The sequence below is a fragment of the Rhizobium chutanense genome, assembly GCF_002531935.1.
Taxonomy (GTDB): domain Bacteria; phylum Pseudomonadota; class Alphaproteobacteria; order Rhizobiales; family Rhizobiaceae; genus Rhizobium; species Rhizobium chutanense.
Genome location: NZ_NWSV01000031.1, coordinates 40,950 through 63,769, shown reverse-complemented (window position 1 = coordinate 63,769; position 22,820 = coordinate 40,950). Strand labels below are relative to the sequence as shown.

Below are 22,820 nucleotides of genomic sequence, written 5' to 3'. Positions count from 1 at the left end.
AGCAGCACACACGACAGAATGAAAACTGTCAGGTATCATCCCGGTCCAAACTGTCGACCATCAACCCGGTCGTTCACTGCCCAAGACCCCTCCCCAACCCCTCCCCACAAGGGGGCGGGGCTTAACCTGCCGCCCCCGTTTTCGATATCTGCGACGTTTCGAGTGGGACGAGGCGGGAGCTCCGGGTTAGCCCCTCCCCCTTGTGGGGAGGGGTTGGGGAGGGGTTTACCAGGCCCTGAATGCACAGTCGCGGTCAAACCCAAGCGCCACCGTCAAAGCGCGCTCAAGCCGCCTTCCCAACCACCGCCTCGCCCATCGCCTGCGGCCTGCCAAGCAGGTAGCCCTGGGCCTCGTCGCACTGCTCTTCCAACAGCGTGTCGAGCTGTGCCTGGGTTTCCACGCCTTCCGCCAGCACCGGCACCTCCAGGCTGCGGCCGAGCGCCAGGATGGCGCGGACGATTGCCTTGGATTGGGCGTTGCTTTCGACCTCGGCCATGAAGCTCTTGTCGAGCTTGATCTTGTCGAAGGGGAATGAGCGCAGGGTTTCCAGCGAGGAATAACCGGTGCCGAAATCGTCGATGGCGATCGAGACGCCGAGCGCCTTCATCTCGCGCATGGTGCTGAGCGCCTTGTCCTTGTCGATGATAATGGAGCTTTCGGTGATCTCGATTTCGAGACGGCGCGGATCGAGGCCGGTTTCGGCGAGGATGCCTGAGATGACGGCCGCCATGTCGGCGTGGCCGAGCTGGACCGGCGAGAGATTGACAGCGATCTTGTGGCCATTGTTCCAGCTTGCCGCCTCGCGGCAGGCTTCGCGCAGCACCCATTCGCCGATCGGCAGGATGGCGCCGCATTCCTCGGCAAGGCCGATGAAATCCATCGGCGGGATATTGCCGCGCTCGTGGTGGCGCCAGCGCAGCAGCACCTCGTAGCCGGTGATTTCGCCCGTCCGCACCGATTTCTGCACCTGATAATGCAAATGCAGTTCGTTGCGGTCGATGCAGGCCCAGAGATCGTTGGCGAGCGCCCGGCGGCGGCGCGCGGTCTCGTCCATCGCCGCCTCGTAGAAGCAGACCTTCTGCAGCAGCGATTGCTTGGCGCGGTACATGGCAAGGTCGGCATTGGCGAGAAGCCCGTCAACGCTCTCGGCATCGCTCGGATAGAGCGCCACGCCGAGGCTGGCGCCGGTCTTGATCTCGAAGCCGTCGATGCAGATCATGCCGCCGAGCGCGCTTTCCAGGCGCGCGATGAAATCATGCAGGACGCTCAAATCGTCGAAGCGTTTGGTCGCGGCGAACTCGTCGCCGCCGAAGCGGGCGATGAACTCGCCCTCCTGCAGCACCTCGCCGAGACGCCGCGTCAGCTCGACGAGCACCATGTCGCCGGTGCCGTGGCCGTGCTGATCATTGACCTCCTTGAACTTGTCGAGATCGATGCCGATGACCGCGACCTTGCCCCTCAGCCGGTCCGCCACCATCAGTTCCTCGGCGACGCGCTCGCCGAACTGCAGCCGGTTCGGCAGGCCCGTCAGCGCATCGTGCTTGGCGAGGAAAGCGACCTGCTCCTCGGACTTCACGCGATCGCTGATATCTTCGAAAGTGACGACCCAGCCGCCGTTCGGCAGGATATTGACGTTCTGCTGGATGGATATGCCGCTCGGATATTTGTGCACCGCGCTGCCGGCCCCGCCCCGGATCAGCGCCATGTTCCTGATATAATGAGCCTCGGCCCGCGCCGCCGCTTCCGCCGGGTTTTCGGCATGGGCGGCATAGCCGACGTCGACGATCTGCCGGTAGGGCATGCCCGGACGCACCGACCCTTCGGGAAATTTGAAGATTTCGAGATAGCGCTTGTTGCAGAGCACCAGGCGCTCATCCGCATCGAACATGCAGATGCCCTGCCCCATGTTTTCGAGCGCGACATCGAGATTGCGGGTGACCTCCTCGATCCGGTCGGCATCCGCCTTCTGCTTGCTGTTGTCCTTGGTGATCTTGGCAAAGCCGATCAGCGCGCCGGTCTCGTCATGGATCGCGTCGATGACGACATAGGCCCAGAAGGAGGAGCCGTCCTTGCGATAGCGCCAGCCCTGGGCTTCGAACTTGCCCTCGGCACGCGCCGTTTCCAACGCCCGCTGCGGCAGGCCTTTGCGGCGATCTTCCTCGGAATAGAACAGCGAGAAATCCTTGCCGACGATCTCATCGGCGCTGTAGCCCTTGGCGCGCTCGGCCCCGGCATTCCAGTTGCTGACCTTGCCATGGGGGTCGAGCATATAGATGGCGTAATCGGTCACGCCCTGCACCAGCAGCTTGAAATTGCGCTCCGCCTTGGCGGTCTTCGCCTCCGAGCGCACGGCGAAAATCGCGGCCGCGAACCCGGCCGCCAGCAGCGAAAAGGTAACGGCGGCGATCGTGACCACCATGACCGCCGGCGAAAGCAGCGTCGCCGGATCGAGCGCCACAATGCCGGGCGTGACGGTGACGCCGGCCATCGCGGTGAAATGCAGGGCGACGACGCCTGTCGTCAACAGAAGTGTGGGCGCGAGCTGACCCGGAAGCGACCGCTCGCCCCTGCCCGCAAACCGAAAGGCGGCGACCGAAAAGCCGATGCCGAGAGCGACCGACGCGGTGACGAAGCCGCTATCCCAGGCGATCTGCCCCGGGAATTCGATCGCCAGCATGCCGGTAAAATGCATCGAGCCGATGCCGACGCCGAAGAGCACGCCGGCGATGATATTCGCCGTCCACCGCTCATACGCCATCTTGGCCGCGACGGCGCCCGTCGTCGCCACCATCGCGACCAGCAGCGAGACCAGCGTCAGGCCGGCATGATAGCCGACGACGACACCGGGGTCATAAGCCAGCATGGCGACGAAATGCGTCGCCCAGATCCCGAAGCCACCCGCCGCCCCCGCCGTCATCAGCCAAACCCACCGCGCAGCGCCCGCCGACGACATCGCCCGATCGAGCAGAAGCATCGCGCAATGGCTGGCAAGAAAGCAGATCAAACCCGCGAGACCGACCAGCGCGAGATCATGCTGTTCGGTAACGCACGTCAGAACGGTGAACATGGAAAAGGCCCTCGATTTGAGGGGGCACGCTAATCAGCGGGCGCTTAAGGAAGGTTGAAGTGAAGCGGGCGGCGGGTGCGGAAATGCGGGTGTTCGGGCGGGCTGCGGGATTAAGGTTTATGGTGGGTGTCTTGATATGGTGAATGGATCTTCGACAAGCGTTGAGGGCGAGATCCGGCCAAATGGTGCTTGCCCTACCCGCCACAACCGGGGGCAGGACCTGCGGATAGCCGATCAACCAGCAGACAGCCACATTGACGCCGACGGCGTCACCATGGACTGATAGGTCTTTGAGGACTTGCAAAGTGGGGACGGGTTTGGATGAAAAATTTCTTGTCGTTATGTGCGGGGGTTGGGTTTCTCGCATCAGCAGCGATCGCACAAGATGCAGCGCCAGGATCGATCGAGGAGATAATGAATGACCTTGCGAGCACCAACCCGTTTGCCCACGCGATTTTCACGGATCATATGGATGAAGCAAGGGAGATAAACGCGAAGTCCCAGGCAGGAGACGAGGATGGCGCGTTGAAGGCCGCGTTCGATATGCTTCGAAAATACAGCCAAGCGGCATTCTCGGCTGCCAGCGACGCTTCTGCAATCGAGGTAATGAAGAGGGCAGGCGATGTCATTGATGCCCTGGGCGATCGCTATCCGCGAGGGTGCATGGAGTTTATTCGGAATGACATCTCTTCCCAAGCGCTGACCATTCCCAGCGTGAATGAGGCCTATCGGCAATATCAAGAGGCTCTGCGTGTTGCTTATGAGGATGGAAAACTCCGCCAGCCGATTCCACGGATGGAAATAGCGGATATGTATGAAGTCGTTACCGAAGATTTGGGAGAAACCAAAGCCGAGCGGCAGACCTTGCTGCATCCTGAGAACGTTATGGCCATCGAACTATGCGCAATCATCAGAAAGAACCTCAACATATCAGCGGTGCGAGAGCCGCTGCGCGGGCCATACGCGAGAGCCAACTTAACTTCCAAAAAGAAATAGGGTCTCCGCATTGCAGCAGAGGAATGATGACCGGCGGCTGCGCCCATTATTTTTATCCCGCACTTCCCACAAAGCATGCAGTGATCGAGTATGATTCCTGCTGCGAGAATCGCACCAAAGAACTATGGCCAGGCCAGGCACCATGACCGCCACCTCGACGACGACATGGAGAGGTTACAAGGATTTATGCAGCGAGCTCGGCATGATGGGGAATCTTGATTGAGTGAAGATCAATTTGAACTGTGGCTGCCCTTCTGCTTCTTGGACGGCCTTTGCGCTTATTGCTGGTATTGGTGCATCACATCGATCATTTTTTACCGCAAGAACGGCTTCGATTTCAGCAAAGACTTCGGCCCCAAGGTCTATTGGGGAACTTATGCACATGATCGCTTCCTGGCGAAGCCGAAAGCGAAGTTTTTTATCATTATGCCTTTTGGGGTGGCGATAAGCTCTTTTTTGACGATATCTTTTGCTTTGGGTCTAATGGGAATTATCAAACATTGTGTCGATTGCGGACGGTAGCAGTCGGCAAATTATTGGAGAAGAGTAAGTATCTGCCGGTTTGATCTGGATGAAGACAGCCGAGTGGATGGGACGGCTTGAACAAGATGGAGCAATTTCATCCCAGCACCGTGGGTAGCGGATTTGGATGAGAGGTATCTGGTATGTCGATCTTGCTGAGAAGTTTGTCGCTACTGGTCGGAATAATTTTGGCAGTGCCAGCCTTTGGCAATTGCTTGACCGCCAATGAGACCAAACAGGGCGTGCTGCTGACCCGAGAAGCGCCTTTCTATTCCGTATTCTACAAGCCGGACGGCCCAGGTCTCACCGAACAACGGCTGATGGAGCGCGACGGCTCACTGCAGCCGGTGTCGGCTGTCTATCTGCACCCCTTGCTCGTCGAAAAGAGAGTGAGTGCCAACGGGACGCATGAGCTGAAATACGCGAATGCGATTGCGTTGGACGATCTACCGCAGAAGAAGAACTGGCAATCCGACACAACGCTTTTCATCAATGGCAAAAAATCCGATTCGGGCACGACTTTTATTCGGTTCGACGGCTTGGGAGAGGAAACGATTGCATCCTGTTCCTACAAAGTTTGGGCCATCAACAGCCGTCTGAAACTGACGGAATTGCCGCCGATTATTTTCGAACAATACTATTCCCCCGAGCTTCATCTGGTTCTTCGTTCGGTAAGGCTAGGCCCCTCCAACCAGCCGTTGAGCGAGGTTCGATTTGATCGGTTCCAAATTGGCTGGGGCAACTAGGGGGACATCGTGTCCCCTCTATCGTCCCAGAAAGCCCACTGGGCGCTCCCTCCCTGCCTACCACTCTGTCGTCGCGAGTCGATGGCGACCATCTGGTTGAGCTTGGCCATGTCAACTTCCTTCCCAGTGGCATATTCGGAGAGTCTGATTGCTTTAGGCAATCGGTTGTGAGTGAGATCAACCGGTTTATGTCACTGTTGGTTTTTGAGAGGTACCGGCCATAGGGAAGCGGGCTGCAATTGCAAGACGATCGAACCGCCACGTGTTTGTGCAACTCCAAGATCACAGCATCCGGATCGCTTCCCGCTGCCAGGCGCCGCCCAAGGCCGTTGCGAGCAAGATAGTCCACAATCTCGCCGCCGTTGCGAGCCATGCCCTCTGCCAGATAGCTCGTAAGCTTAGGACTCAGGTCCTGACGCCAATCCAACAAGATCCGCAAGGTGCGTGCTAGCGTCCCGATATAATGGGGATTGGCTTCGAGATTGATATCGACGACACCGTGTTTGATACTTGCCCAGAACCGGTCTGAACTTGTGATTTCAAGCGTGCGACAATGGAACAGAACTGCATCGCAGTCGAAGAACGTGGTCTTGATCAGATCGTTCAGCGAGTGCGCTGCCACGTAGCCATTGCTTACAGCCCATGTCGATTGCAGCGCCCACACGTCGAAATCGAACCGACCGTATTGGAGCCTGTATCCGCCAAAGCGGTTGCGTTGACCGCCAAGCTCGCCAAGCAGGGTATCCAACACGTCCGGCGAAACATCCACCACCACATCGACATCGGAGTTGAAGGCATCGCGCCCCTCTCGCGCGAAATCACGTGGTAGACCGCCAAAAATTGCGCTATCGCCAGCACCGCTCAGAATATCGACCAGGGTGCCAATCTCACCGCCTTGTGATCCTCTGATGAAGTCGGCAATGTCGTTACTTAGATCACGGTCCCGAACATGATGGCCAGCGCTCATACCGCCCCTCGCTCACGCAGATCCTTTAGAAGCGAAATCGCGAAGCTATCCGTCATACCCGACATCATGTCGGTCATCAGTTGTAATTCACGGTAGCGGATCGGCATGCTATTATCCGGGGATTCGGCAACTCGCCGATAGTTCTCCGAGATGCGCGAATAGACGTAGCTGTGCAAGGGAGAGGTGCGCTTCGAACCTATATTAAGCGGATCTATCCGGTTGATGATCGCAGCCCAGAAGATGTCCATGAGCCCATGAATCGTTTGATGCCCTTTCAACTCTACCTCCAGCACCTGGCGGTGTGGATATATGTGCCTGCCGGCAAACTCCTTTAGTAGAGCCCACAAGCGCTTAGCATCGGACTCGGCCATGAGTTCCTTGTCGAAAGTACCTGCCATTATGGCTGGCAAGTTATCGGCAAAAGCCTTGGTCGCCGCCACGATCATAACGCCGATGGCATTAACCCGGAACATCTGCATCGTGATATCGTCGAGTTCGGCGGCAGACAAAGACTGAGCACGAAATTCCTGGTGCTGCTGCCTTGCCTTGGCGATGACGGCAGCAACGCATGCATCACCAGTCCCTTCGAACTCAAGGAATCCCGCTAGCCGATCGAAGTTTACCAAGCCCTTCTTGGCAGCATCTTCGACATCGACGACGGAATAGGCGATGTCATCGCAAGCCTCCATGATGAAGGTCATCGGATGCCGGACACCCTCTGCCAAACCTGTTTCCGCCCACACTTCCTTGGCGATATCGGCTTCCGATTGAAAATAGTTGAACTTCTTGCGTGCCAGGACCTTCTTGTTCACTCGGTCCGACGGACTAGGATATTTCATTAGAGCCGCGAGGAACGCGTAGGTCATGTTCAGACCATAAGAGTCATTGACGATTTGCAAGCGCGTTAGAAGTCGAAACGCCTGGGCGTTGCCTTCGAACCTAAGGAAATCTTCCCTGAGCGCAGCTCCATCGAGCCCATCAAAAATATCTGGTGCCCTAGCCTTCATCCATGACTGGATGGCGTCCTCGCCTTGATGGCCAAACGGTGGATTGCCAAGGTCGTGGGCAAGACCAATTGCTTCGAGCAGCGCTGGGACGTTTCGTTCCGCACTGAGGTTCTCTGGCAGATTTAACTGTTCTGGATAGACGTACACGAGCGCCGTGCCAAAACTGCGCGCCATGTTGGCAACTTCATGGCTATGGGTCAGGCGGGTGCGGACACTGTCATGGGGGTCAAGGGGAAAGACTTGGGTCTTGTCTTGCATGCGCCGGACCGGCGTAGAGAACAGAATTCGGTCGTGATCGCGCTCAAGTTCGGTACGATGCTCGGCGGTCTTGGCAGAGCGTTCTGCGCTCTTTCCTTTGGCCTTGTCCTTGCGGCGCTGCGAATTGAGCAGCTTTTCCCAGTTCAGATCACCCAATGTCCATTCCCCTGTGTCGGCCAAGTTCTCGGCGGAAGGCCCTGATTCGTCAATTGGCCGCCCCCCGCAAGCCAACAAAACCATGTTGATGGATAAGCAATCGCAAACAGACGTGCGACCACGGGACAATCCCTCCTAAATAACAATGTTCTTCTTTTGTTCTATAATAGCCATCCTAAAAATTCAAGAGTAACCGGCGCGAACAAGGCACTGCCCCAGGAGATAGCGCTGTTGCCAGGAATTCGTCGAACAAGAGGTCGGAGCGCTGGCAAATGGAGAAGAGGGTAAGCTTCGGCGGCGTCAGCGGCCCGGCCGAGGCGCCAATGTTCCTCACCGCACGACAATACTTATTAAGACGCTGATGGAGCAGCAAAGCCAAACGTCCGCGCGTGCGAAGAGAATGCGCGGCACCTTCTTCCCATCTCCCTTCATGACGTTACCCTCCCTACAACTCAACAATCGCGCGCACCCAGACCCCAAGCTCAGGCCTCCCTCCTCACCGGCTCCTGTCCATCAATCAGATCCCACCCGGCCGAGGTACCCGGTCAGCGCATTGGTCACCCCGGGCGTAAGATCCGTGCTGGCTGAAGTCGGATTATTCTAGCAGCAACCCAGTCCGACATAGCTTTTGCAAAGGGACGCGTAAGTCGCAATTGCGCATCGAGAAGAATCACTTCAGGTTGCAGCAAAGCAAATCTTCGTTGACGCCAGTTGAGGATTGTCGAAAATGGGAAGCTCAAGATCAGGCCACCTCTCAGATTATAGCGGTTCTAGTAAAACCGACGGCACAGGTGGTACGAGCGGCAGTGATCGCTGCCGTCAAGCCTTTTCATGTAAACTTGAGGAAGTCGCGCAATGCGATTTCTACGTTACCAACTCCACTATTCCCAACCCGGGTACCGAGCTTTCGCTTGTCCATGAGGGCCGCATTTTCGCGGTGACATCAGACGGCACGAAGGTTGGCGCTTTGCCAACGGCACTCAACTACCTTGCCGGCTGCATGAAGGACGGCAACGCCTACGTGGGAGTCGTGACGGCTTCAGGCCTGCATCCGATTCCATATGTCTCCGCCGACTTCACGGCTCAATAACCATGGGGGAAGGCAACCCACTCCTACTTGTTGGCGAAATCATAGTCGATTTCACGACCGCTAAACCTGGTGTCGAGTGCAAGCTCCGGCTTGGCGGCGTCGTCCACGCTGCTCGCGGTCTTTGGGCCTGCGACCTGCCGTATGCAGTCGCCGCGGTTTGCCCGAGCTATTTGGTTGATCAAGCCCGGGATTTCCTTACAGTTCACGGGTGCAAGGATTTCGTGTGGCTGGGGGAAATTATTGGCTCCCCGAACGTCATGGTTATCGGCGATGCAACTGAAGTCTCCGATCAGGGCTACGAAGACCTTTTACGAGATGAAAAATCCGTCAAATTCTTCGACGTGGGAACCGCGCTTTCCGCTTATAGCGAAGTCCTCATTTTCCCGGGACGCTACTCCCTCGCGGAAATAAAGCGCTTCGTTGCGACCGACGCGCGCTTCAGCTTCGATATCGCCTACGATGTTGATGACTTTTCGTTGCTCGATGCCTTCTCAGGCCATCTGAGTGCTGTCATCACCTCGACGTCGTCGCCGCTCTTTGCGCGCATCGGGTCGGAAGATATCACTCCGATGCTCGACGCCGTCAAAAGCCTCGGCGCTGAAGTCTTCCTTCTCAAGGAGAACCGTGGCGGAAGTCGTATGTTCAACTTAGGCGCGGGCAAGACTGAACTGATCCCCGCGATCTTGTCTACAACAATCAATTCTGTTGGCGTTGGTGATGTTTACTCCGCTGTGATGCTTGGCTTTCGGCACAAAGGATGGGAAGACGCTGCCTGGCGCGGTGCGAGGGCGGCCACGGCCTACTCGCAGACCACCTATCCCGATGACTTCCGGAGGGATGTGAAAAGGGAACTGAAGCTTTCGCTGGATGAGCTCCGTGACCTCGGCGGCACAAACCTGCCGTGGCATGATCGCCCGCGGTTCCATATCTATTTGGCGGCGCCGGACTTTACGTATGTGCACAAGCCCGAGGTGGATCGTGCTGTCGAGGCGCTCCGGTATCATAACTTTCGTCTGCGCCGTCCGGTCCAGGAGAATGGGGAGCTGCCGTTGGGAAGCTCAGATGCCGTTCTTCATCAGACATTCGCGGCAGATGTCGCACTACTTGAGAAGTGCGATGTGGTCTTCGCGATTCCGTTGGAACGCGATCCGGGGACGCTCGTGGAGCTGGGAATGGCATTGGCTCGAAACAAACCGGTGATTGCCTTCGACCCGCGTAGAGAGAACAATAACACGATGGTTACTGGGGGAAGCGCGAGCTACTCTGATGATCTCGATGCGAGTTTGAACGCCTTGTTTGTCACGATTTCGAAACTATGGATGGGAACACCGTGAGAAGCGTCATCTTATTGGCCTCGGGTGGGCTTGACTCCACTACCGTCGCCTATTCTCTCGAGGGGCTGGACGTTTTCCCCGTCTTCTTCGATTACGGCCAGCATTGCGTCGAGATGGAATGGAATCGGGTGAACGAGGTCCTTCCAGCGAGAATGCGCAGACCGGAGCGTTTCGATATCTCTGACATCTTCCGAGGTTCGTCCTCTCGCCTGATTAAAGAAGCCGATCTTTGGCACGATAAGGTCGCTGACGACGACCTCTACGTTCCGTATCGGACCATGCTGTTCTTTGCCGCGGCCGCAGCCCGTGCCCAAACCATGGGCGTATTGGAGGTCTATACCGGGTTCATCAACAGCAACCACGCCAAGGAAATCGACTGCACGGCTGAATTCATGAATAAGCTCGAAGGCCTCGTAGAAAAGATAGGGCCGGTTCGGTTCACCTCCCCGTTCCGCTACTCATCGAAGGCCGAAGTGGCGCAAACGGCCATTCGCCTGGGCGTTCCAATCGGCCGAACATACTCGTGCCAGGCAGCTAGCATCTTTCCGTGTGGTGCATGTCCGAATTGTGTTGAGCGCCTTCATGCGCTAGAGAGCGCCGGTCTCGCGTATCCCACGGCAAAGGTCGAATAACGATGCAATCTTCGACGGTACAAATGCTGGTCGCCGCTCGGCGTGTCGCAGACTATGCGAAAGAATTAGGAGCGGACATTGAGCGGGAGGAAATTCGGCCGGCTTATGATCACATGGGAGCGCTCCTCGCCGACTCGGTCCTGCAGGCCGGACTGAATTACAATTCAGTCGTCCGACCCCGCATTACCGCAATTCTAGCTAATTATCGCGATCAGAGTCGCATTTCGTTCCTCCTTGACCTCGTTCGTCGCGGAGAGACGATGACCTTCCTGAATTGGACACACACAGAAAAGGTCAGCCGTTTTGACGCGCTGGTGACGTTTTTGAGCGATGCTTCCATTGAGCATGTCGACGATCTCAAAGAACGCCTTTTGGACAGGGCTTTCGTGGTTTCTCTCCGAGATGTGAGGGGTATCGGCCCGAAAACCGTTGACTACATGGGATGCTTGGTTGGGATGGACTCGGTCGCCGTGGACCGGCATGTGAGAACCTTTGCCAAGAGGGTCGGCGTGATGGAAGACGACTACGATTTCCTCAAAACTGTTTTCTGCTACGCCGCCGACCTGTTGTCTGTCTCCCGCAGGGAGTTCGATGCATGGGTATGGCGTCGGGAATCGTCGCTGTCTGCGCGGCAGATGGCTTTTGCCTTCTGAGCTGACGACGGCTCCCTGACAGCTGGTCGTGGTTAATCCCACCTCCATCCTGATTTCCTATCGGTTGGGACCAACTTCGATATCGTTTCCCCCGTTGTGCAAGGTTCGAACAACCTGAAGCTGACCCTTGGTATACTTCTCAGCGATCCGGATCGCCTCGTTGCACACGCCCAACCTCACTCCTCCAACTCCACAATCGCACACCCATACCCCTCCAACTCCAGCCTCCCCGCCACCATCTTCTCCCCATCCAGCAGATCCCGCCCGGCGGGCACGCCACCCACCGTCACCGGCTGATCCATATAATTCTGCACAAACAGCAGCCGCCGCTCATCATTCATCCGCATCGTCACCTCCACGCCCTCGGGCAGCCCGCCGACCAGCGGTTCGATACCGGCGGGGGTGAGCAGGCGTTCGGTCAGCGCCTCGGTCAGATCAGGCGTGAGATAGGTGCCGAGATAGACCACCTGGCCCTTGCCCACCTTGCGGGAGGTCGCCATCGGCTGGCCTTCGGCGTAGCGGTTGGACCAGGCGGCGATCACTTCGACTTCGGGGTCGATCACGAGGTTTTCGTAGAAATGGCCGGCGGTCATTTCGCGGTTGCCGATCTTGAAGCGGCGCTGGCGGCGGTGGCTTTCGGCCGGCTTGTTCGGCGGGATGACGAGGCCGCCGGAGCGCTCCATCACGTCGAAGAGGCCGTTGGCGCCGGGGGCGGCGAGACGGCCGAAATCTTCGACGCGTACGCCCGTCAGTTTCGAAAGCGCGGTGCCCGGAGCCGTCTCGCGGATGACGTGGTTGTCTTCGTTGCGGGTGCCGGTGCGCGCGCCGATGACGACGGTGCCGCCTGCTTCAGCGAAGGCTTCGAGCCTCGCCGTCCATTCGTCATTCCACATCACCCAGTGGGGGACATAGAAGAGCTTCAGCTTGGAGAGATCGTCCTCCGGGTGGATGAAGCCGCAGGCGATGCCGCGGTCGTAGCAGTGCTGGTGCAGCAGGATCGCGTCGTCCTGCGGGCTCGGCAGGCCGATCGGATAGGTCTTGTGAGCTTCCTGATTATCGAAATCGGAGCCGGCGATGCCGACATCCATGCGCACATAGGTGCCGAGGATCTTGGGCGCCAGCGCCGTCATCTCGCCCGCGAAGCGCTTGGCCTCCTCATAACGGTGGCGGCCGATATCGTCATGGTCGATGATGCCCATCCAATAGATCTCGGCGCCGAAATGGGCGGGCCGCCAGCGGAAGAACATCAGGCCATCGGCACCATGGGCGACGGAGGAGAGCGCCATGCGGCGGAGTTCCCCCGGCTCCGGCGTCAGCGTGCAGAAGCCCGGCTGGCTGCCGAAGCCCGATTGCTGCTCGGGCACGATGTAATTGCCGGAAAAGCCGCGGCAGATATCGAGATGCAGCGCCTGCACCTTGGCGTGGTTGCCGAGCCGCATGAACTCGTCATAGAGCATGGGATAGATGTCGTAGCCGACGAAATCGAGATCCTTGCTGAACTGGCCGCGGAAATCGATATCCCTCAAGCCCCCGAGATTGTGGAAGACGAACCAGGAAGGCTTCACCTCCCGCAGGATCTCGACCTGATCGTGCTGGAAGCGCGCCGTGGAGAAGGCGAGGAAGCGGTGGTAATCCTGCAGATGGCCGGGGCTCGGGAAGGTCGGGCCGAATTCGATCGGCAGCACCACCTGGTCGAAACTGTCATAGGCCGTTGCCCAGAAATCGCCGCCCCAGGCGGCGTTGAGCCTTGATATCTCGCGGTATTTGCCGGCGAGGAAGGCCTGGAATTCGCTGAGCGTCGCCTGGGAAAAGCTCTCCGGCATGCTGGTGTTGAGCTCATTGTCGGTCTGCCATCCCACAACATGGGAGTTGCCGCGATAATGCTCGGCCATTGCCCTGGTGATGCGCTTGCTGTGCTCGCGGAACACGGGGCTTGCCGTGTCGCAGTGCTGGCGCGAGCCGTGGCTCATCGGTCGGCCCTTGCCGTCGACCCTTAAAATTTCAGGGTGCGCCGCCGTCAGCCAGCGCGGCGGTGTGGCCGTCGGCGTGCATAGGATCGTGTCAATGCCGTAGCGCCCGAGGATCGCGATGGCACGGTCGAAGAGATCGAAATTGTAGGTGCCGAGCTTCGGCTCCAGAATGTGCCAGGCGAATTCCGCCATGCGCACGACATTGAAGCCGGCTTTCGCCATGCGCTCGGCATCGCGCTCCCAATAGCTTTCGTCGACATGTTCGGGATAATGCGGCACGCCGACGAGGAAGCGGTCTGTCTTGACGGTGTTCCATACGGAGAGGGTCTTGTCGGACACGATGGGGTTTCCTGTGATTATCTGTCGAGGATGGTTTTGCGGGCGCTGAGCGTGCGGCCGCCATCGGATGAAAAGAGATAGAGTTCCCGGGCGTCGAGCTTCAGCGCGACGTTCTGCTCGGGGCCAAAGGGCGCGACGTAGCTGAGCTGCACGGTGATGTTGCCGGTGCCGCTCTCCGAGGCGATGGTTCTGAGATTGCCGGCGTCGACATAGAGGATGGTTTCGCGGCCGAGATGCTCGACCAGCCTGACCTGGCCGTGGATCGCCCCGCCCTCGCCGCCATCGGCGACCATCGATATGTTCTCCGGCCGGACGCCGAGCGTCAGGCCGGCGCCTTTCGGCAGCGCCGCCGCCTCCGCCAGTTCCACCGTCACGGGCACGAGGCCCGGCGCGGAGACGGTGACATTGCGGCCGGAGACGGCATCGACGGTGACGCCGAGGAAATTCATCCGCGGCGCGCCGAGGAAACCGGCGACGAAGAGATTGTCGGGGTTGCGGTAGAGCTCCAGCGGCGAGCCGACCTGCTCGATCACCCCCTGGTTCAGGACGACGATGCGGCTGGCCATGGTCATCGCCTCCACCTGGTCGTGGGTGACATAGACCATGGTGGCGCCGAGCTCGGCATGCAGGCTGCTGAGTTCGACGCGCATCTGGGTGCGGAGCGCCGCATCGAGGTTGGACAGCGGCTCGTCGAACAGGAAGACTTCGGGCGAGCGGGTGATCGCCCGGCCGATCGCCACGCGCTGCCGCTGGCCACCGGACAGCTGCTTCGGCCGCTTGTCGAGCTGGTCGGTGATCCTGAGGATTTTCGCGGCGCGCGCCACGGCCGCCTCGATCTCGGCCTTCGGGCGTTTGGCCATCCTGAGCCCGAAGCCCATATTCTCCGCCACCGTCATATGCGGATAGAGCGCATAGGACTGGAAGACCATGGCAATGCCGCGATCGCCCGGCTCCTGCCGGCTGACGTCGCGGCCGTTGATCAGGATCTGGCCGGAGGAAATTTGCTCCAGGCCGGCGATCGATTTCAAAAGCGTGGACTTGCCGCAGCCCGACGGCCCGACCATGACGATAAACTCGCCTTGCGCGACCGACAGGTCGATGCCGCGCAGCGCATGATAGGCGCCGTAATTCTTGTTGATCTCACGGAGTTCGAGACTGGTCATGTCCTGGCCCTCTCTTGTTGAAACGGAAGATGCTGGCTCATCCCTTCACCGCCCCCATGGTCAGGCCGGCGATGAAATGGCGCTGCATCAGGAAGAACATCACGACGGGCGGCACGGCGACGACGATGGTGCCGGCGGAAATCAGGTTCCAGGCCGAGACCCACTCGCCGCGCAGATTGGCAAGGCCTGCCGTGACCGGCTTGACGCTGTCGCTGACGGTCAGCACCACCGCCCAGAAATAATCGTTCCAGATGAAGGTGAAGATCAGGATGGCAAGGGCGGCGAGTGCCGGCCGCACCAGCGGGATCGCCACATGCACCAGCGTCTGAAAGGGAGAGGCGCCTTCGGCCCGCGCCGCCTGGAACAATTCATCCGGCAGTGCGGCGATGAAATTGCGCATGAACAGCGTGGCAAAACCGGTCTGGAAGGCGACGTGGAAGATGATCAGCGCCGCCGTCGTGTCGATCAGGTCGAGCTGCACCATCAGATCGCGAACCGGGATCATCATGATCTGGTGCGGCAGGAAATTGCCGCCGACGAAGAGTGCGAAGATCAGCATGTTGCCGCGAAAGCGGTAGCGCGACAGCACGTAGCCGGCGAGTGTCGACATGACAAGCACGCCGATGACAGAGGGAATGGTGATGATCAGGCTGTTGAGGAAGTAGCGGGCCATCGGCGTCTGGGTGAAGACATCGGTATAATTGTCGATCACGCCGATGCCGGTCGGCCAGCCCCACAGATTGCCGCCCATGACATCCTCGGTCGTGCGGAAGGAGGTGAGGATGATCGCAAACAGCGGGCAGAGCCAGAGGATGAGCACGACGACGACGGCAAGCAGATAGATGCGGCGCTGCCAGACGGCGGTTTCGGGAATGGGACGAGGATACATCAGCCTCCCCTCTCTTCGGTTCGGATGATGCGGCTGAGATACCAGACGATGAAGACGGCCATGATCACGAACAGCACCGAGGCGATCGCCGCGCCGTAGCCGAAGCGATAGGAGAAGATCGACTGCTCGAACATCTGGTAGGCGAGAACCGAGGACGAGCCGAACGGGCCGCCCGATGTCATCACCGAGACCATGTCGAAGGAGCGCAGCGCGCCGACGACGGTGACGGCAATGGCGATGAAGGTGACCTGGGTCAGCTGCGGCAGCACGATGTGCCAGAGCATGTTCCAGCCCCTCGCCCCGTCGACGCGGCCGGCGCCGATCAGCTCTTCGCTCAGATTGTTGAGGCCGGCGAGATAGAGCACCATGCAGAAGGTGACCTGCGGCCAGAGTGCGGCGATGACGATGGCGAAGGTGACGAAATGTTCGTCGGAAAGCACCGCCGGCGCCGTCGCCCCGAAGGCCCGGAAGATCAGCGCCAGCAGCCCGAACTCCGGCGTATAGACCCAGGTGAAGACGACGCCCACCGTCACCGAGGCGAGCACCAGCGGGATGAAGAACAGCGACTTTAAAAAGCGCATGCCCGCGATTTTCTGGTTGACCAAGAGCGCGATGGCGAGGCCGATCGGCGGTGCCGCCATGAACATGACGAGCCAGATCAGGTTGTTCTTTAGCGACACGTAGAATTGCGGATCGCTGTAGAGCTCGACGTAATTGCCGAGCCCGACCCACACCATCGGCCCGAAGCCGTCCCACTCGTGCAGGCTGATCCAGACGCTGCGCACCGCCGACAGCAGGATGACGACAGAGAATAGCAGGATCGCCGGCGCGATGAGCAAGGTCGGGGTCAGCCACCACCGCTGGCGGCGCCATAATGTCTGCATGTCAGGAGCCTCGTTTATTTCGGGAGCGAGCGGCGCATGCCCCTCATCCGGCTGCCGCCACCCCACCGGGGTCGAGCCGCAGGTCTCGACCCGTCCTTCGGACCCCCGCTTGCGGGGCGAAGGGACCGGGCCGCAACCTCTCTGTCCCCCGCCCAGCTATCGCAGGGCACGTCCCCTCTCCCCGTTTTTACGGGGAGAGGGTTAGGGTGAGGGGCAGCTTCAGGGTGCGTTCGCCAATGATCAGATCTTATAAATCCGCTTCCGGGTCCCCTCGAGCCGCGTCAGGATGGCCTTGCGCCGGTCGGGCTTGGCCATGAACTCCTGGAAGCCGACGAGGCCGGCCTGGGCCATGTCGGGGTCGCTGTCGCGGTCGTAATATTGCGAGGTGCCCTGCACCGTCTTCATCGTCTCGACGGCGATATTGACGAGCGGGTCCTTGCTCGCAGGCAGGTCGTTGCGCGGCGGCACGTTGCCGCCCGGCTCCAGATAGGTGGCCAGGTTTTCCGGACGGTAGAAATAGGCGAGGAATTCGCGGGCGCCCTGCTTGTTCTTGGCCTTGGCGGGAATGTGGATCGAATTGACCGAAAATTCCTCGAAATGGCCGACCTTGGCGTCGAGCACCGGGAAGGTCGCATAGGCGAGCTGCGGCAGATCCGCTTCGGTGAAGGCCGAGCGCAGGAAGGCGCCGAGGTTCATCATGCCGGCCTTCTTCTGCGCCAGAAGCGCCGCGGCCTCCTGCCAGCCGAAAGAGGTGTGGTTCGGCGTGAAGAAGCCCTTCGAGATCATCGCTTCCCACTGGTCGAAGACGGGGGTGAGCGCCGGATCGAGATAGCTCATTTCGCCGTTCATCAGCGCCATATGCTTGTCGAGCCCGTTGATGCGCAGGTTCATCTGGTCGAACCAGCCGGCCGCCGGCCACAATTCCTTGGTGCCCATCGCAACCGGAGTGATGCCGGCCGCCTTGCACTTGTCGCCATAGGCCAGGAATTCTTCCGCCGTCTTCGGCACGGTCAGCCCATACTGCTCGAACACGTCCTTGCGGTAGAACATGCCCCAGAGCGTGCCGCCGGTGGGCAGGCCGTATTGCTTGCCGTCCTCGGTGACGGCGCCTATGGTCGCGCCGAGCACGTCCTTGTATTTCTCCTTCTCGACGAGATCGGAAATATCGTCGAACAGGCCGCGCTTGACGAAGGCGCGCATGCGGTTGCCGGAGAACCAGGAGCAGACGTCGGGGGCGCCGGCGACGAGATAATTGCGGATCGCCGTCTTGTGGGCCTCGTGATCCATATTGTTGATGACGACTTTGACGCTGGCTTCCTTGCTGAAGCCAGCGGCAATCGCCCTCAGCGCGTCGAGCGCGGCGGCATTGTTTTCGTCGGAGATCATCGTGACCTCCTGCGCCTCAGCGATCGCCGGGATCGGGAAGCTGCCCACCGCTGCACTCGTGACGGCTGCTGCGGAAACCAGGCCCGCGCCCTTCAGGAAGCGTCTGCGGGTGGTCGACGGAAATTGCTTCAAAAATGCCATTGAATTCCTCCCAGTTGATCGATCGACATCTCCCGACCGCCGCCTCCTCCATGAAACGACCGACCAGGTTTTCAACGCGGCGATCACTCCCCAATTCCGGCGATAATCCGCCTGGCCGAGTTGATCCGCGGCCGAACTTATGCATAGATCTTTGCAGCCCGCAATAATTAATTTACAAAATTAAGGAATGCATCGTGAAGCTCAAAGGCGACCAGACCACGGCGAGAGCCATGAACCGACGCCTCATCCTCAACCTTCTCCGCCGCGAGGGGCCGAGGAGCCGCGCCGACATCGCCACGGTGATCGGCCTCAGCCCGGCCGCCGTCACCTTCGTCGTGTCAGACCTGCTGGAGGAAGGAATCGTCGTCGAAGGACAGTCGGTGCCGGGCCTCGCCGGCCGCCGGCCGATCCCGGTCGAGATCAATTACGAGCATGCGCTCGCCATCGGCTTCAAGTTGATGGTGGATTCGGTCGAGTGCGTGGCGACCGACCTCGCCACCAACCCGGTCGCCGCCATGCGCGTCGGCCTTGGCGGTCACGACCCGGATGATGTCGCCGACCTCCTGGCGGGCACCGTGCCCGAACTGCTGAAGCTCGCCGGCCGGCCGAAGGCGAAACTGGCCGGCATCGGCATTTCCATGCCCGGCGTCATCAATCACGAGCAGACGGCCTGCGTGCGCAGCCACCGCTTCCAATGGGACAACGTCCCCCTCGCCGCGCTGGTCGCCGGCCGCGTCCATGTGCCGGTCTGGCTGGAAGACGACACCAACGCCTATGCCATCGCCCAGCAGCTCTTCGGCCTCGGCCGCCAGCACCGCAACATGGCCGTGCTCGCCGTCGGCGTCGGCATCAGCTGCGCCCTCGTGATCGACGGCAAGCTCTATCGCGGCGCCAATGGTGCCGCCGGCAAATTCGGCCACACGCTATTCGAGGAAGGGGGTCGCCTCTGCGAATGCGGCAAACGCGGCTGCCTGATGGCCTATCACTCGGAACTGTCGATGCTGCGCCGCTGGCGTGAAGCCACCGGCCGCGGCGAGGAACTCGGCCTGCCCGAACTCTGCGAAGCCCTCGCCGCGGGCGACGCCACCGCCACCGCCCTCGTCGCCGCTTCCGGCCGCGGCATCGGCACCGCGCTTGCCAACCTCGTCAACATCACCGACCCCGAAGTCATCGTCGCCGGCGGCGAAGCCGTCTCGCTCGGCGATGCTTTCCTCATACCGCTGCGCGAGGCGCTCTCCGCCCGCACCTTCCGCACCGCCCCGCCGCTTTTGCCCGACTGGGAGGACAATTCCTGGGCAAGGGGAGCGGCGGCGCTGGTGACGCAGAAGATCTTCGACTTCGAGTCATCGGGGGGCGTGACGGATGTTGCGACGCTTGGTGTGAGAGGCTCGACGTCGGCGGCTTGAGATGCGGAATCGCCCTTGCTCGGAAAGCTGTGCCGCGTACCCCCCTCTGCCCTGCCGGGCATCTCCCCCACAAGGAGGGAGATCGGCTGGGCGCGATGGCTTCCCCAAACAACGACCGTTTAGCTGCTGCGCTACGGCAGCGAGGGAACGATGGTCCAACCTCTTGCCGATCTCCACCCTTGTGGGGGAGATGCCCGGCAGGGCAGAGGGGGGTGTCACACGGCACGACGAAACAGGTTAACCCGGCATTTCGATAGGAGGCGATAGGATCAGGAGAAACCTGTCACGTACGCCAATAGGCCTTGAATAACGGATGCGATTCGAACACGGTCGCATAATCCGGATAGCCGATGCCCAAGACCATCACGTGCAGCTCGTCCAAGGATTTGCTGAAGTCCTCGATACCGACACCAGCACAGACGATCGTGCCGAATTCTGTCGAGCGCGCGGAGAGTGCGTCACTGTCCACTTCATTATCGTCACCATCGATATTGTAGGCATGAAGGTACGGATCATAATCCGGGGTCGGGTCAAACAGTCCCCCCGCGACACCCATCGGCGGATCGACCGGTTGGAGATCACTGCGGCCGATCACCTTCCCTCGGTATACGATCTCCACCTTCATCATCGCGCTTCCGCCTCCCGGGCAAATGTCTGGGTTTCGAATGGTTTATCAGGATCGCCATCGCATCGGCAATGGAACTCGTCGATCGGATCGCCCCCTCTGGCTCCCGGCCATCTCCCACGCCTTGTTGCATTTCGTGCTCACGCGACTACCTTTAATCCGAAGCCGCCCTGCCCTCAGTGGCAAACAGCAACGACCGTGAGCAAGCCATGTGCCGAAACATAAAACCTCTGTTCAATTTCGATCCGCCGGCGACGGACGAAGAGATTCATGATGCCGCGCTGCAGTTCGTGCGCAAGCTCAGCGGGACGACCAAGCCGTCGAAACGCAACGAGGCCGCGTTCGAACAGGCGGTCGGTGCGATCGCCGCTTGTGCCCGCGAACTGCTCGATTCCCTGGAAACCTCTCAGCCGCCTCGCGATCGCGAGGAAGAAGCGGCGAAGGCGCGCGCGCGAAACGCCGTCCGGTTCGCATAAGTCTCATCAGATATCCGGGTCCGGTCCCCCGATACACTCGCTTACAAAAATACCGGTTTCCAGACACATGCCTGGTTCAATCATCGACTGAAATGGCGATGCGGCCGATGCGCCGCAATGGTCAATTCAGGAAGGATGACACGATGAAAATGATTCAGGCGATAGCGCTCGCCCTTGCTCTCGGCGCGGCCGCAACAGCGCATGCGGATCAGCCGCTGCAGCGCACCGATCTCGTCAGAAGCGATATCGACGTGCCCGGCCACGAGGCCGTTCAGGTGCGGGTCGATTTCGCCCCGGGCGTTCTCGCGCCGAAACATGCGCATCCGGGCGAAGAAATCGCCTTCGTTCTCGACGGCACGCTGGAATACCGGCTCGAAGGCCGGGAGCCGGTGACGCTGAAGGCCGGCCAGTCCCTGTTCATTCCCTCCGGCATGGTGCATTCGGCCAGGAACGTCGGCAGCGGCGAGGCCTCGGAGCTGGCGACCTATATCGTCCGCAAGGGCGAAGCGCTGGTCGTGCCTGCCCAGTGAAACCACGCCGGGATTGGGGCGGGCGCGGGAAGACCGCGTGCACCCGCCCCTTGGTTCCCGTTTAAGCCTATTGCTGCGGCTGTGCCGGCGGCGGGGTGCCGATCTTTTCCAGCACCTTCTTGGCAAGAGCCGGGTCGCTCTGCGCGGCCGTCAGGATCGAGGAATATTCCTCGACCGAGATATCGTTGGAGGCTTGCACGGTGTCGACCATCTGCTGCTTGGCTTCTTCCTGCAGCTTCTGCTTGGCAGCCTGGTCCTTGGTGGCGTCGATCTTGGCCGAATATTGCTGCCGGACCTTATCGACCTGCAGATAGGCAACGGCAAAGGCTTCCAGCTTCTGATCGCTGACGGGGGCGGCCGCACCGGTACCCCCGCCCTGCCCCTGCATCGGCGCCTGGCCCTGTGCCGGCGGCTGCTGCTGCGCCTGGGCAAGCTCGGTCGCGGATGCCGCGCTGAAGGCAAGCAGGCTGAACACCGCGGCGGTCATCGTTGCGAGGGATGTGTAACGAGTGATCATTTTCATTCCTTTTCCGGTGATTTCGGTCGATCGCTCAGCCGCTCGAAAAGGCTGGCGAGGTCGCGACGATGAAGCCGGAAAAGGGCTCGGTGCGGCGGTAACGGGGCCATTTTCTGACCATTGAGCGGCGGCTTTGTGACCCGAGCCGAACCGCTACCGCGCAAACCGGCGCGCCCCGGCCACGCAGAGAATCACGGCAACCGTCACGGCGAGCATGATCCAGGTGACCGGTTCGTGCAGCAGGGTGGCGGCGAGCGCCAGGCCGAAAAACGGCTGCAGCAGCTGCAATTGGCCGACGGCGGCGATGCCGCCTTGCGACAGGCCGCGATACCAGAAGATGAAGCCGATCAGCATCGAGAACAGCGAGACATAGGCAAGACCGATGAGTGCGGGCGTCTCGATGCCGGCAAAACTTGCCGGCCGATGCAAGAAAGCGACCGCGACCATCACCGGCAGCGACAGCACCAGCGCCCAGGAAATCACCTGCCAGCCGCCGAGCGTGCGCGACAGCCTGCCGCCTTCGGCATAGCCGAGGCCGCAGGCGACGATTGCCGCTAGCATCAGGAGGTCGCCGACCGGTGACGCCGTCAGCCCCTGCGTCAAGGCGAAACCCGCCACCAGCGCGCTGCCGAGAACGGAGAACAGCCAGAATGCCGGCTTCGGCCGTTCTCCGCCGCGGATCACCCCGAAGATCGCCGTCGACAGCGGCAGCAGACCGATGAAGACGATGGAATGGGCCGAGGTGACATGCTGCAGCGCCAGCGCCGTCAGCAGCGGGAAGCCGACAACGACGCCGAGGGCGACGACGACAAGCGAGATGAGATCGCGCCGGCCCGGCCGCTTCTCGCGGAAGGCTATCAGCAGGCCGAGCGCCAGAATGCCGGCAATCGCCGCACGCGCCACGGTCAGGAAGACCGGATCGAACTGCATCACCGCCACGCGCGTGGCCGGCAGCGATCCGCTGAAGATCAGCACGCCGATAAAACCATTGATCCATCCCGATGCCATACGGTCCATGATGCGCTGCGCTCCTTATCTTGCTGCCCCCTTATCGGCCGATATGGCT

21 protein-coding genes are annotated in these 22,820 nt (G+C 60.3%); 11 read left to right on the top strand and 10 right to left on the bottom strand.

Translation table 11 applies throughout. From position 1 onward, the window contains the following. Positions 1 to 283: 283 nt before the first annotated feature. A complete protein-coding gene (locus CO666_RS29130) occupies positions 284 to 3,067 on the bottom strand; it encodes a bifunctional diguanylate cyclase/phosphodiesterase (protein WP_097615482.1) in 2,784 nt (927 codons plus the stop codon). A gap of 321 nt (positions 3,068 to 3,388) precedes the next feature. On the opposite strand from CO666_RS29130, the gene CO666_RS29125 reads away from it, so the two are divergent. From CO666_RS29125 to CO666_RS29110, 4 genes are all read left to right on the top strand, one after another. Further along, the gene (locus tag CO666_RS29125; RefSeq protein ID WP_097615481.1) at positions 3,389 to 4,063 is read left to right on the top strand and encodes a hypothetical protein; all 675 of its coding nucleotides are present in this window, start codon (positions 3,389 to 3,391) and stop codon (positions 4,061 to 4,063) included. Between the two features lie 219 nt (positions 4,064 to 4,282). Next, positions 4,283 to 4,585 carry a hypothetical protein gene (locus tag CO666_RS29120; protein ID WP_097615480.1) on the top strand — a complete coding sequence of 101 codons (303 nt, stop codon included), beginning with the start codon at positions 4,283 to 4,285 and terminating at the stop codon, positions 4,583 to 4,585. A 143-nt stretch (positions 4,586 to 4,728) separates the two neighbouring features. Then, positions 4,729 to 5,331, top strand: coding sequence for a hypothetical protein (locus CO666_RS29115; protein ID WP_097615479.1), 603 nt, complete (start codon positions 4,729 to 4,731; stop codon positions 5,329 to 5,331). Between the two features lie 553 nt (positions 5,332 to 5,884). Further along, positions 5,885 to 6,160 carry a hypothetical protein gene (locus tag CO666_RS29110; protein ID WP_097615478.1) on the top strand — a complete coding sequence of 92 codons (276 nt, stop codon included), beginning with the start codon at positions 5,885 to 5,887 and terminating at the stop codon, positions 6,158 to 6,160. 134 nt (positions 6,161 to 6,294) lie between these two features. On the opposite strand, the gene dgt is transcribed toward CO666_RS29110, so the two are convergent. After that, positions 6,295 to 7,719, bottom strand: coding sequence for a dGTP triphosphohydrolase (gene dgt, locus CO666_RS29105; RefSeq protein ID WP_245436884.1), 1,425 nt, complete (start codon positions 7,717 to 7,719; stop codon positions 6,295 to 6,297). Positions 7,720 to 8,446: 727 nt separating this feature from the next. On the opposite strand from dgt, the gene CO666_RS29100 reads away from it, so the two are divergent. From CO666_RS29100 to CO666_RS29085, 4 genes are read left to right on the top strand one after another with little or no spacing between them, the layout of a single operon-like run. Then, positions 8,447 to 8,809: a hypothetical protein gene (locus tag CO666_RS29100; protein WP_097615476.1), complete on the top strand. Its 363-nt coding sequence runs from the start codon at positions 8,447 to 8,449 to the stop codon at positions 8,807 to 8,809. A gap of 2 nt (positions 8,810 to 8,811) precedes the next feature. Next, the gene (locus tag CO666_RS29095; RefSeq protein ID WP_097615475.1) at positions 8,812 to 10,143 is read left to right on the top strand and encodes a nucleoside 2-deoxyribosyltransferase; all 1,332 of its coding nucleotides are present in this window, start codon (positions 8,812 to 8,814) and stop codon (positions 10,141 to 10,143) included. Further along, positions 10,140 to 10,775, top strand: a complete 636-nt coding sequence (locus CO666_RS29090; RefSeq protein ID WP_097615490.1) for a 7-cyano-7-deazaguanine synthase — start codon at positions 10,140 to 10,142, stop codon at positions 10,773 to 10,775. Before CO666_RS29095 ends, CO666_RS29090 begins: the two co-directional genes overlap by 4 nt. 2 nt (positions 10,776 to 10,777) lie before the next feature. After that, positions 10,778 to 11,428 (top strand): HhH-GDP family DNA glycosylase, encoded by a 651-nt coding sequence (locus CO666_RS29085; protein WP_097615474.1) that lies wholly within the window; start codon positions 10,778 to 10,780, stop codon positions 11,426 to 11,428. Positions 11,429 to 11,604: 176 nt separating this feature from the next. Here the strand turns inward: CO666_RS29085 and CO666_RS29080 are convergent, their stop codons facing one another. The 5 genes from CO666_RS29080 to CO666_RS29055 form a co-directional block, all read right to left on the bottom strand. Beyond that, a complete protein-coding gene (locus tag CO666_RS29080) occupies positions 11,605 to 13,737 on the bottom strand; it encodes a beta-galactosidase (protein WP_097615473.1) in 2,133 nt (710 codons plus the stop codon). A 17-nt stretch (positions 13,738 to 13,754) separates the two neighbouring features. Further along, positions 13,755 to 14,900: an ABC transporter ATP-binding protein gene (locus tag CO666_RS29075; RefSeq protein ID WP_097615472.1), complete on the bottom strand. Its 1,146-nt coding sequence runs from the start codon at positions 14,898 to 14,900 to the stop codon at positions 13,755 to 13,757. A gap of 37 nt (positions 14,901 to 14,937) precedes the next feature. Then, positions 14,938 to 15,789, bottom strand: coding sequence for a carbohydrate ABC transporter permease (locus CO666_RS29070; RefSeq protein ID WP_097615471.1), 852 nt, complete (start codon positions 15,787 to 15,789; stop codon positions 14,938 to 14,940). Further along, positions 15,789 to 16,673, bottom strand: coding sequence for a carbohydrate ABC transporter permease (locus tag CO666_RS29065; RefSeq protein WP_097615470.1), 885 nt, complete (start codon positions 16,671 to 16,673; stop codon positions 15,789 to 15,791). The genes CO666_RS29070 and CO666_RS29065 overlap by 1 nt, the downstream gene beginning before the upstream one ends. 240 nt (positions 16,674 to 16,913) lie before the next feature. Beyond that, positions 16,914 to 18,200 (bottom strand): ABC transporter substrate-binding protein, encoded by a 1,287-nt coding sequence (locus tag CO666_RS29055; protein ID WP_097615469.1) that lies wholly within the window; start codon positions 18,198 to 18,200, stop codon positions 16,914 to 16,916. 194 nt (positions 18,201 to 18,394) lie between these two features. Between CO666_RS29055 and CO666_RS29050 the strand changes: the two genes are divergently transcribed. Further along, on the top strand, positions 18,395 to 19,606 hold the full coding sequence (locus CO666_RS29050) for an ROK family protein (RefSeq protein WP_097615468.1): 1,212 nt from the start codon (positions 18,395 to 18,397) through the stop codon (positions 19,604 to 19,606). A gap of 283 nt (positions 19,607 to 19,889) precedes the next feature. On the opposite strand, the gene CO666_RS29040 is transcribed toward CO666_RS29050, so the two are convergent. Further along, a complete protein-coding gene (locus CO666_RS29040) occupies positions 19,890 to 20,231 on the bottom strand; it encodes a hypothetical protein (protein ID WP_097615489.1) in 342 nt (113 codons plus the stop codon). A gap of 209 nt (positions 20,232 to 20,440) precedes the next feature. On the opposite strand from CO666_RS29040, the gene CO666_RS29035 reads away from it, so the two are divergent. Both CO666_RS29035 and CO666_RS29030 read left to right on the top strand, forming a co-directional pair. Further along, positions 20,441 to 20,707: a DUF2277 domain-containing protein gene (locus CO666_RS29035; protein ID WP_097615467.1), complete on the top strand. Its 267-nt coding sequence runs from the start codon at positions 20,441 to 20,443 to the stop codon at positions 20,705 to 20,707. A gap of 143 nt (positions 20,708 to 20,850) precedes the next feature. Then, positions 20,851 to 21,237 (top strand): cupin domain-containing protein, encoded by a 387-nt coding sequence (locus tag CO666_RS29030; RefSeq protein WP_097615488.1) that lies wholly within the window; start codon positions 20,851 to 20,853, stop codon positions 21,235 to 21,237. A 67-nt stretch (positions 21,238 to 21,304) separates the two neighbouring features. Here CO666_RS29030 and CO666_RS29025 read toward each other — a convergent pair whose 3' ends face one another. Next, on the bottom strand, positions 21,305 to 21,754 hold the full coding sequence (locus CO666_RS29025) for a DUF4168 domain-containing protein (RefSeq protein ID WP_097615487.1): 450 nt from the start codon (positions 21,752 to 21,754) through the stop codon (positions 21,305 to 21,307). 153 nt (positions 21,755 to 21,907) lie between these two features. Then, entirely contained in the window at positions 21,908 to 22,771 is an 864-nt protein-coding gene (locus CO666_RS29020; protein ID WP_097615466.1) for a DMT family transporter, read from the bottom strand. Positions 22,772 to 22,820: the final 49 nt, after the last annotated feature.

Coding starts and splice junctions, on each gene's coding strand:
- CO666_RS29130 (WP_097615482.1), bottom strand. CDS start 3,067: ATGTTCACCGTTCTGACGTGCGTTACCGAACAGCATGATCTCGCGCTG.
- CO666_RS29125 (WP_097615481.1), top strand. CDS start 3,389: ATGAAAAATTTCTTGTCGTTATGTGCGGGGGTTGGGTTTCTCGCATCA.
- CO666_RS29115 (WP_097615479.1), top strand. CDS start 4,729: ATGTCGATCTTGCTGAGAAGTTTGTCGCTACTGGTCGGAATAATTTTG.
- CO666_RS29110 (WP_097615478.1), top strand. CDS start 5,885: ATGGAACAGAACTGCATCGCAGTCGAAGAACGTGGTCTTGATCAGATC.
- CO666_RS29100 (WP_097615476.1), top strand. CDS start 8,447: ATGGGAAGCTCAAGATCAGGCCACCTCTCAGATTATAGCGGTTCTAGT.
- CO666_RS29095 (WP_097615475.1), top strand. CDS start 8,812: ATGGGGGAAGGCAACCCACTCCTACTTGTTGGCGAAATCATAGTCGAT.
- CO666_RS29085 (WP_097615474.1), top strand. CDS start 10,778: ATGCAATCTTCGACGGTACAAATGCTGGTCGCCGCTCGGCGTGTCGCA.
- CO666_RS29075 (WP_097615472.1), bottom strand. CDS start 14,900: ATGACCAGTCTCGAACTCCGTGAGATCAACAAGAATTACGGCGCCTAT.
- CO666_RS29070 (WP_097615471.1), bottom strand. CDS start 15,789: ATGTATCCTCGTCCCATTCCCGAAACCGCCGTCTGGCAGCGCCGCATC.
- CO666_RS29065 (WP_097615470.1), bottom strand. CDS start 16,673: ATGCAGACATTATGGCGCCGCCAGCGGTGGTGGCTGACCCCGACCTTG.
- CO666_RS29055 (WP_097615469.1), bottom strand. CDS start 18,200: ATGGCATTTTTGAAGCAATTTCCGTCGACCACCCGCAGACGCTTCCTG.
- CO666_RS29040 (WP_097615489.1), bottom strand. CDS start 20,231: ATGAAGGTGGAGATCGTATACCGAGGGAAGGTGATCGGCCGCAGTGAT.
- CO666_RS29035 (WP_097615467.1), top strand. CDS start 20,441: ATGTGCCGAAACATAAAACCTCTGTTCAATTTCGATCCGCCGGCGACG.
- CO666_RS29030 (WP_097615488.1), top strand. CDS start 20,851: ATGAAAATGATTCAGGCGATAGCGCTCGCCCTTGCTCTCGGCGCGGCC.
- CO666_RS29025 (WP_097615487.1), bottom strand. CDS start 21,754: ATGATCACTCGTTACACATCCCTCGCAACGATGACCGCCGCGGTGTTC.
- CO666_RS29020 (WP_097615466.1), bottom strand. CDS start 22,771: ATGGACCGTATGGCATCGGGATGGATCAATGGTTTTATCGGCGTGCTG.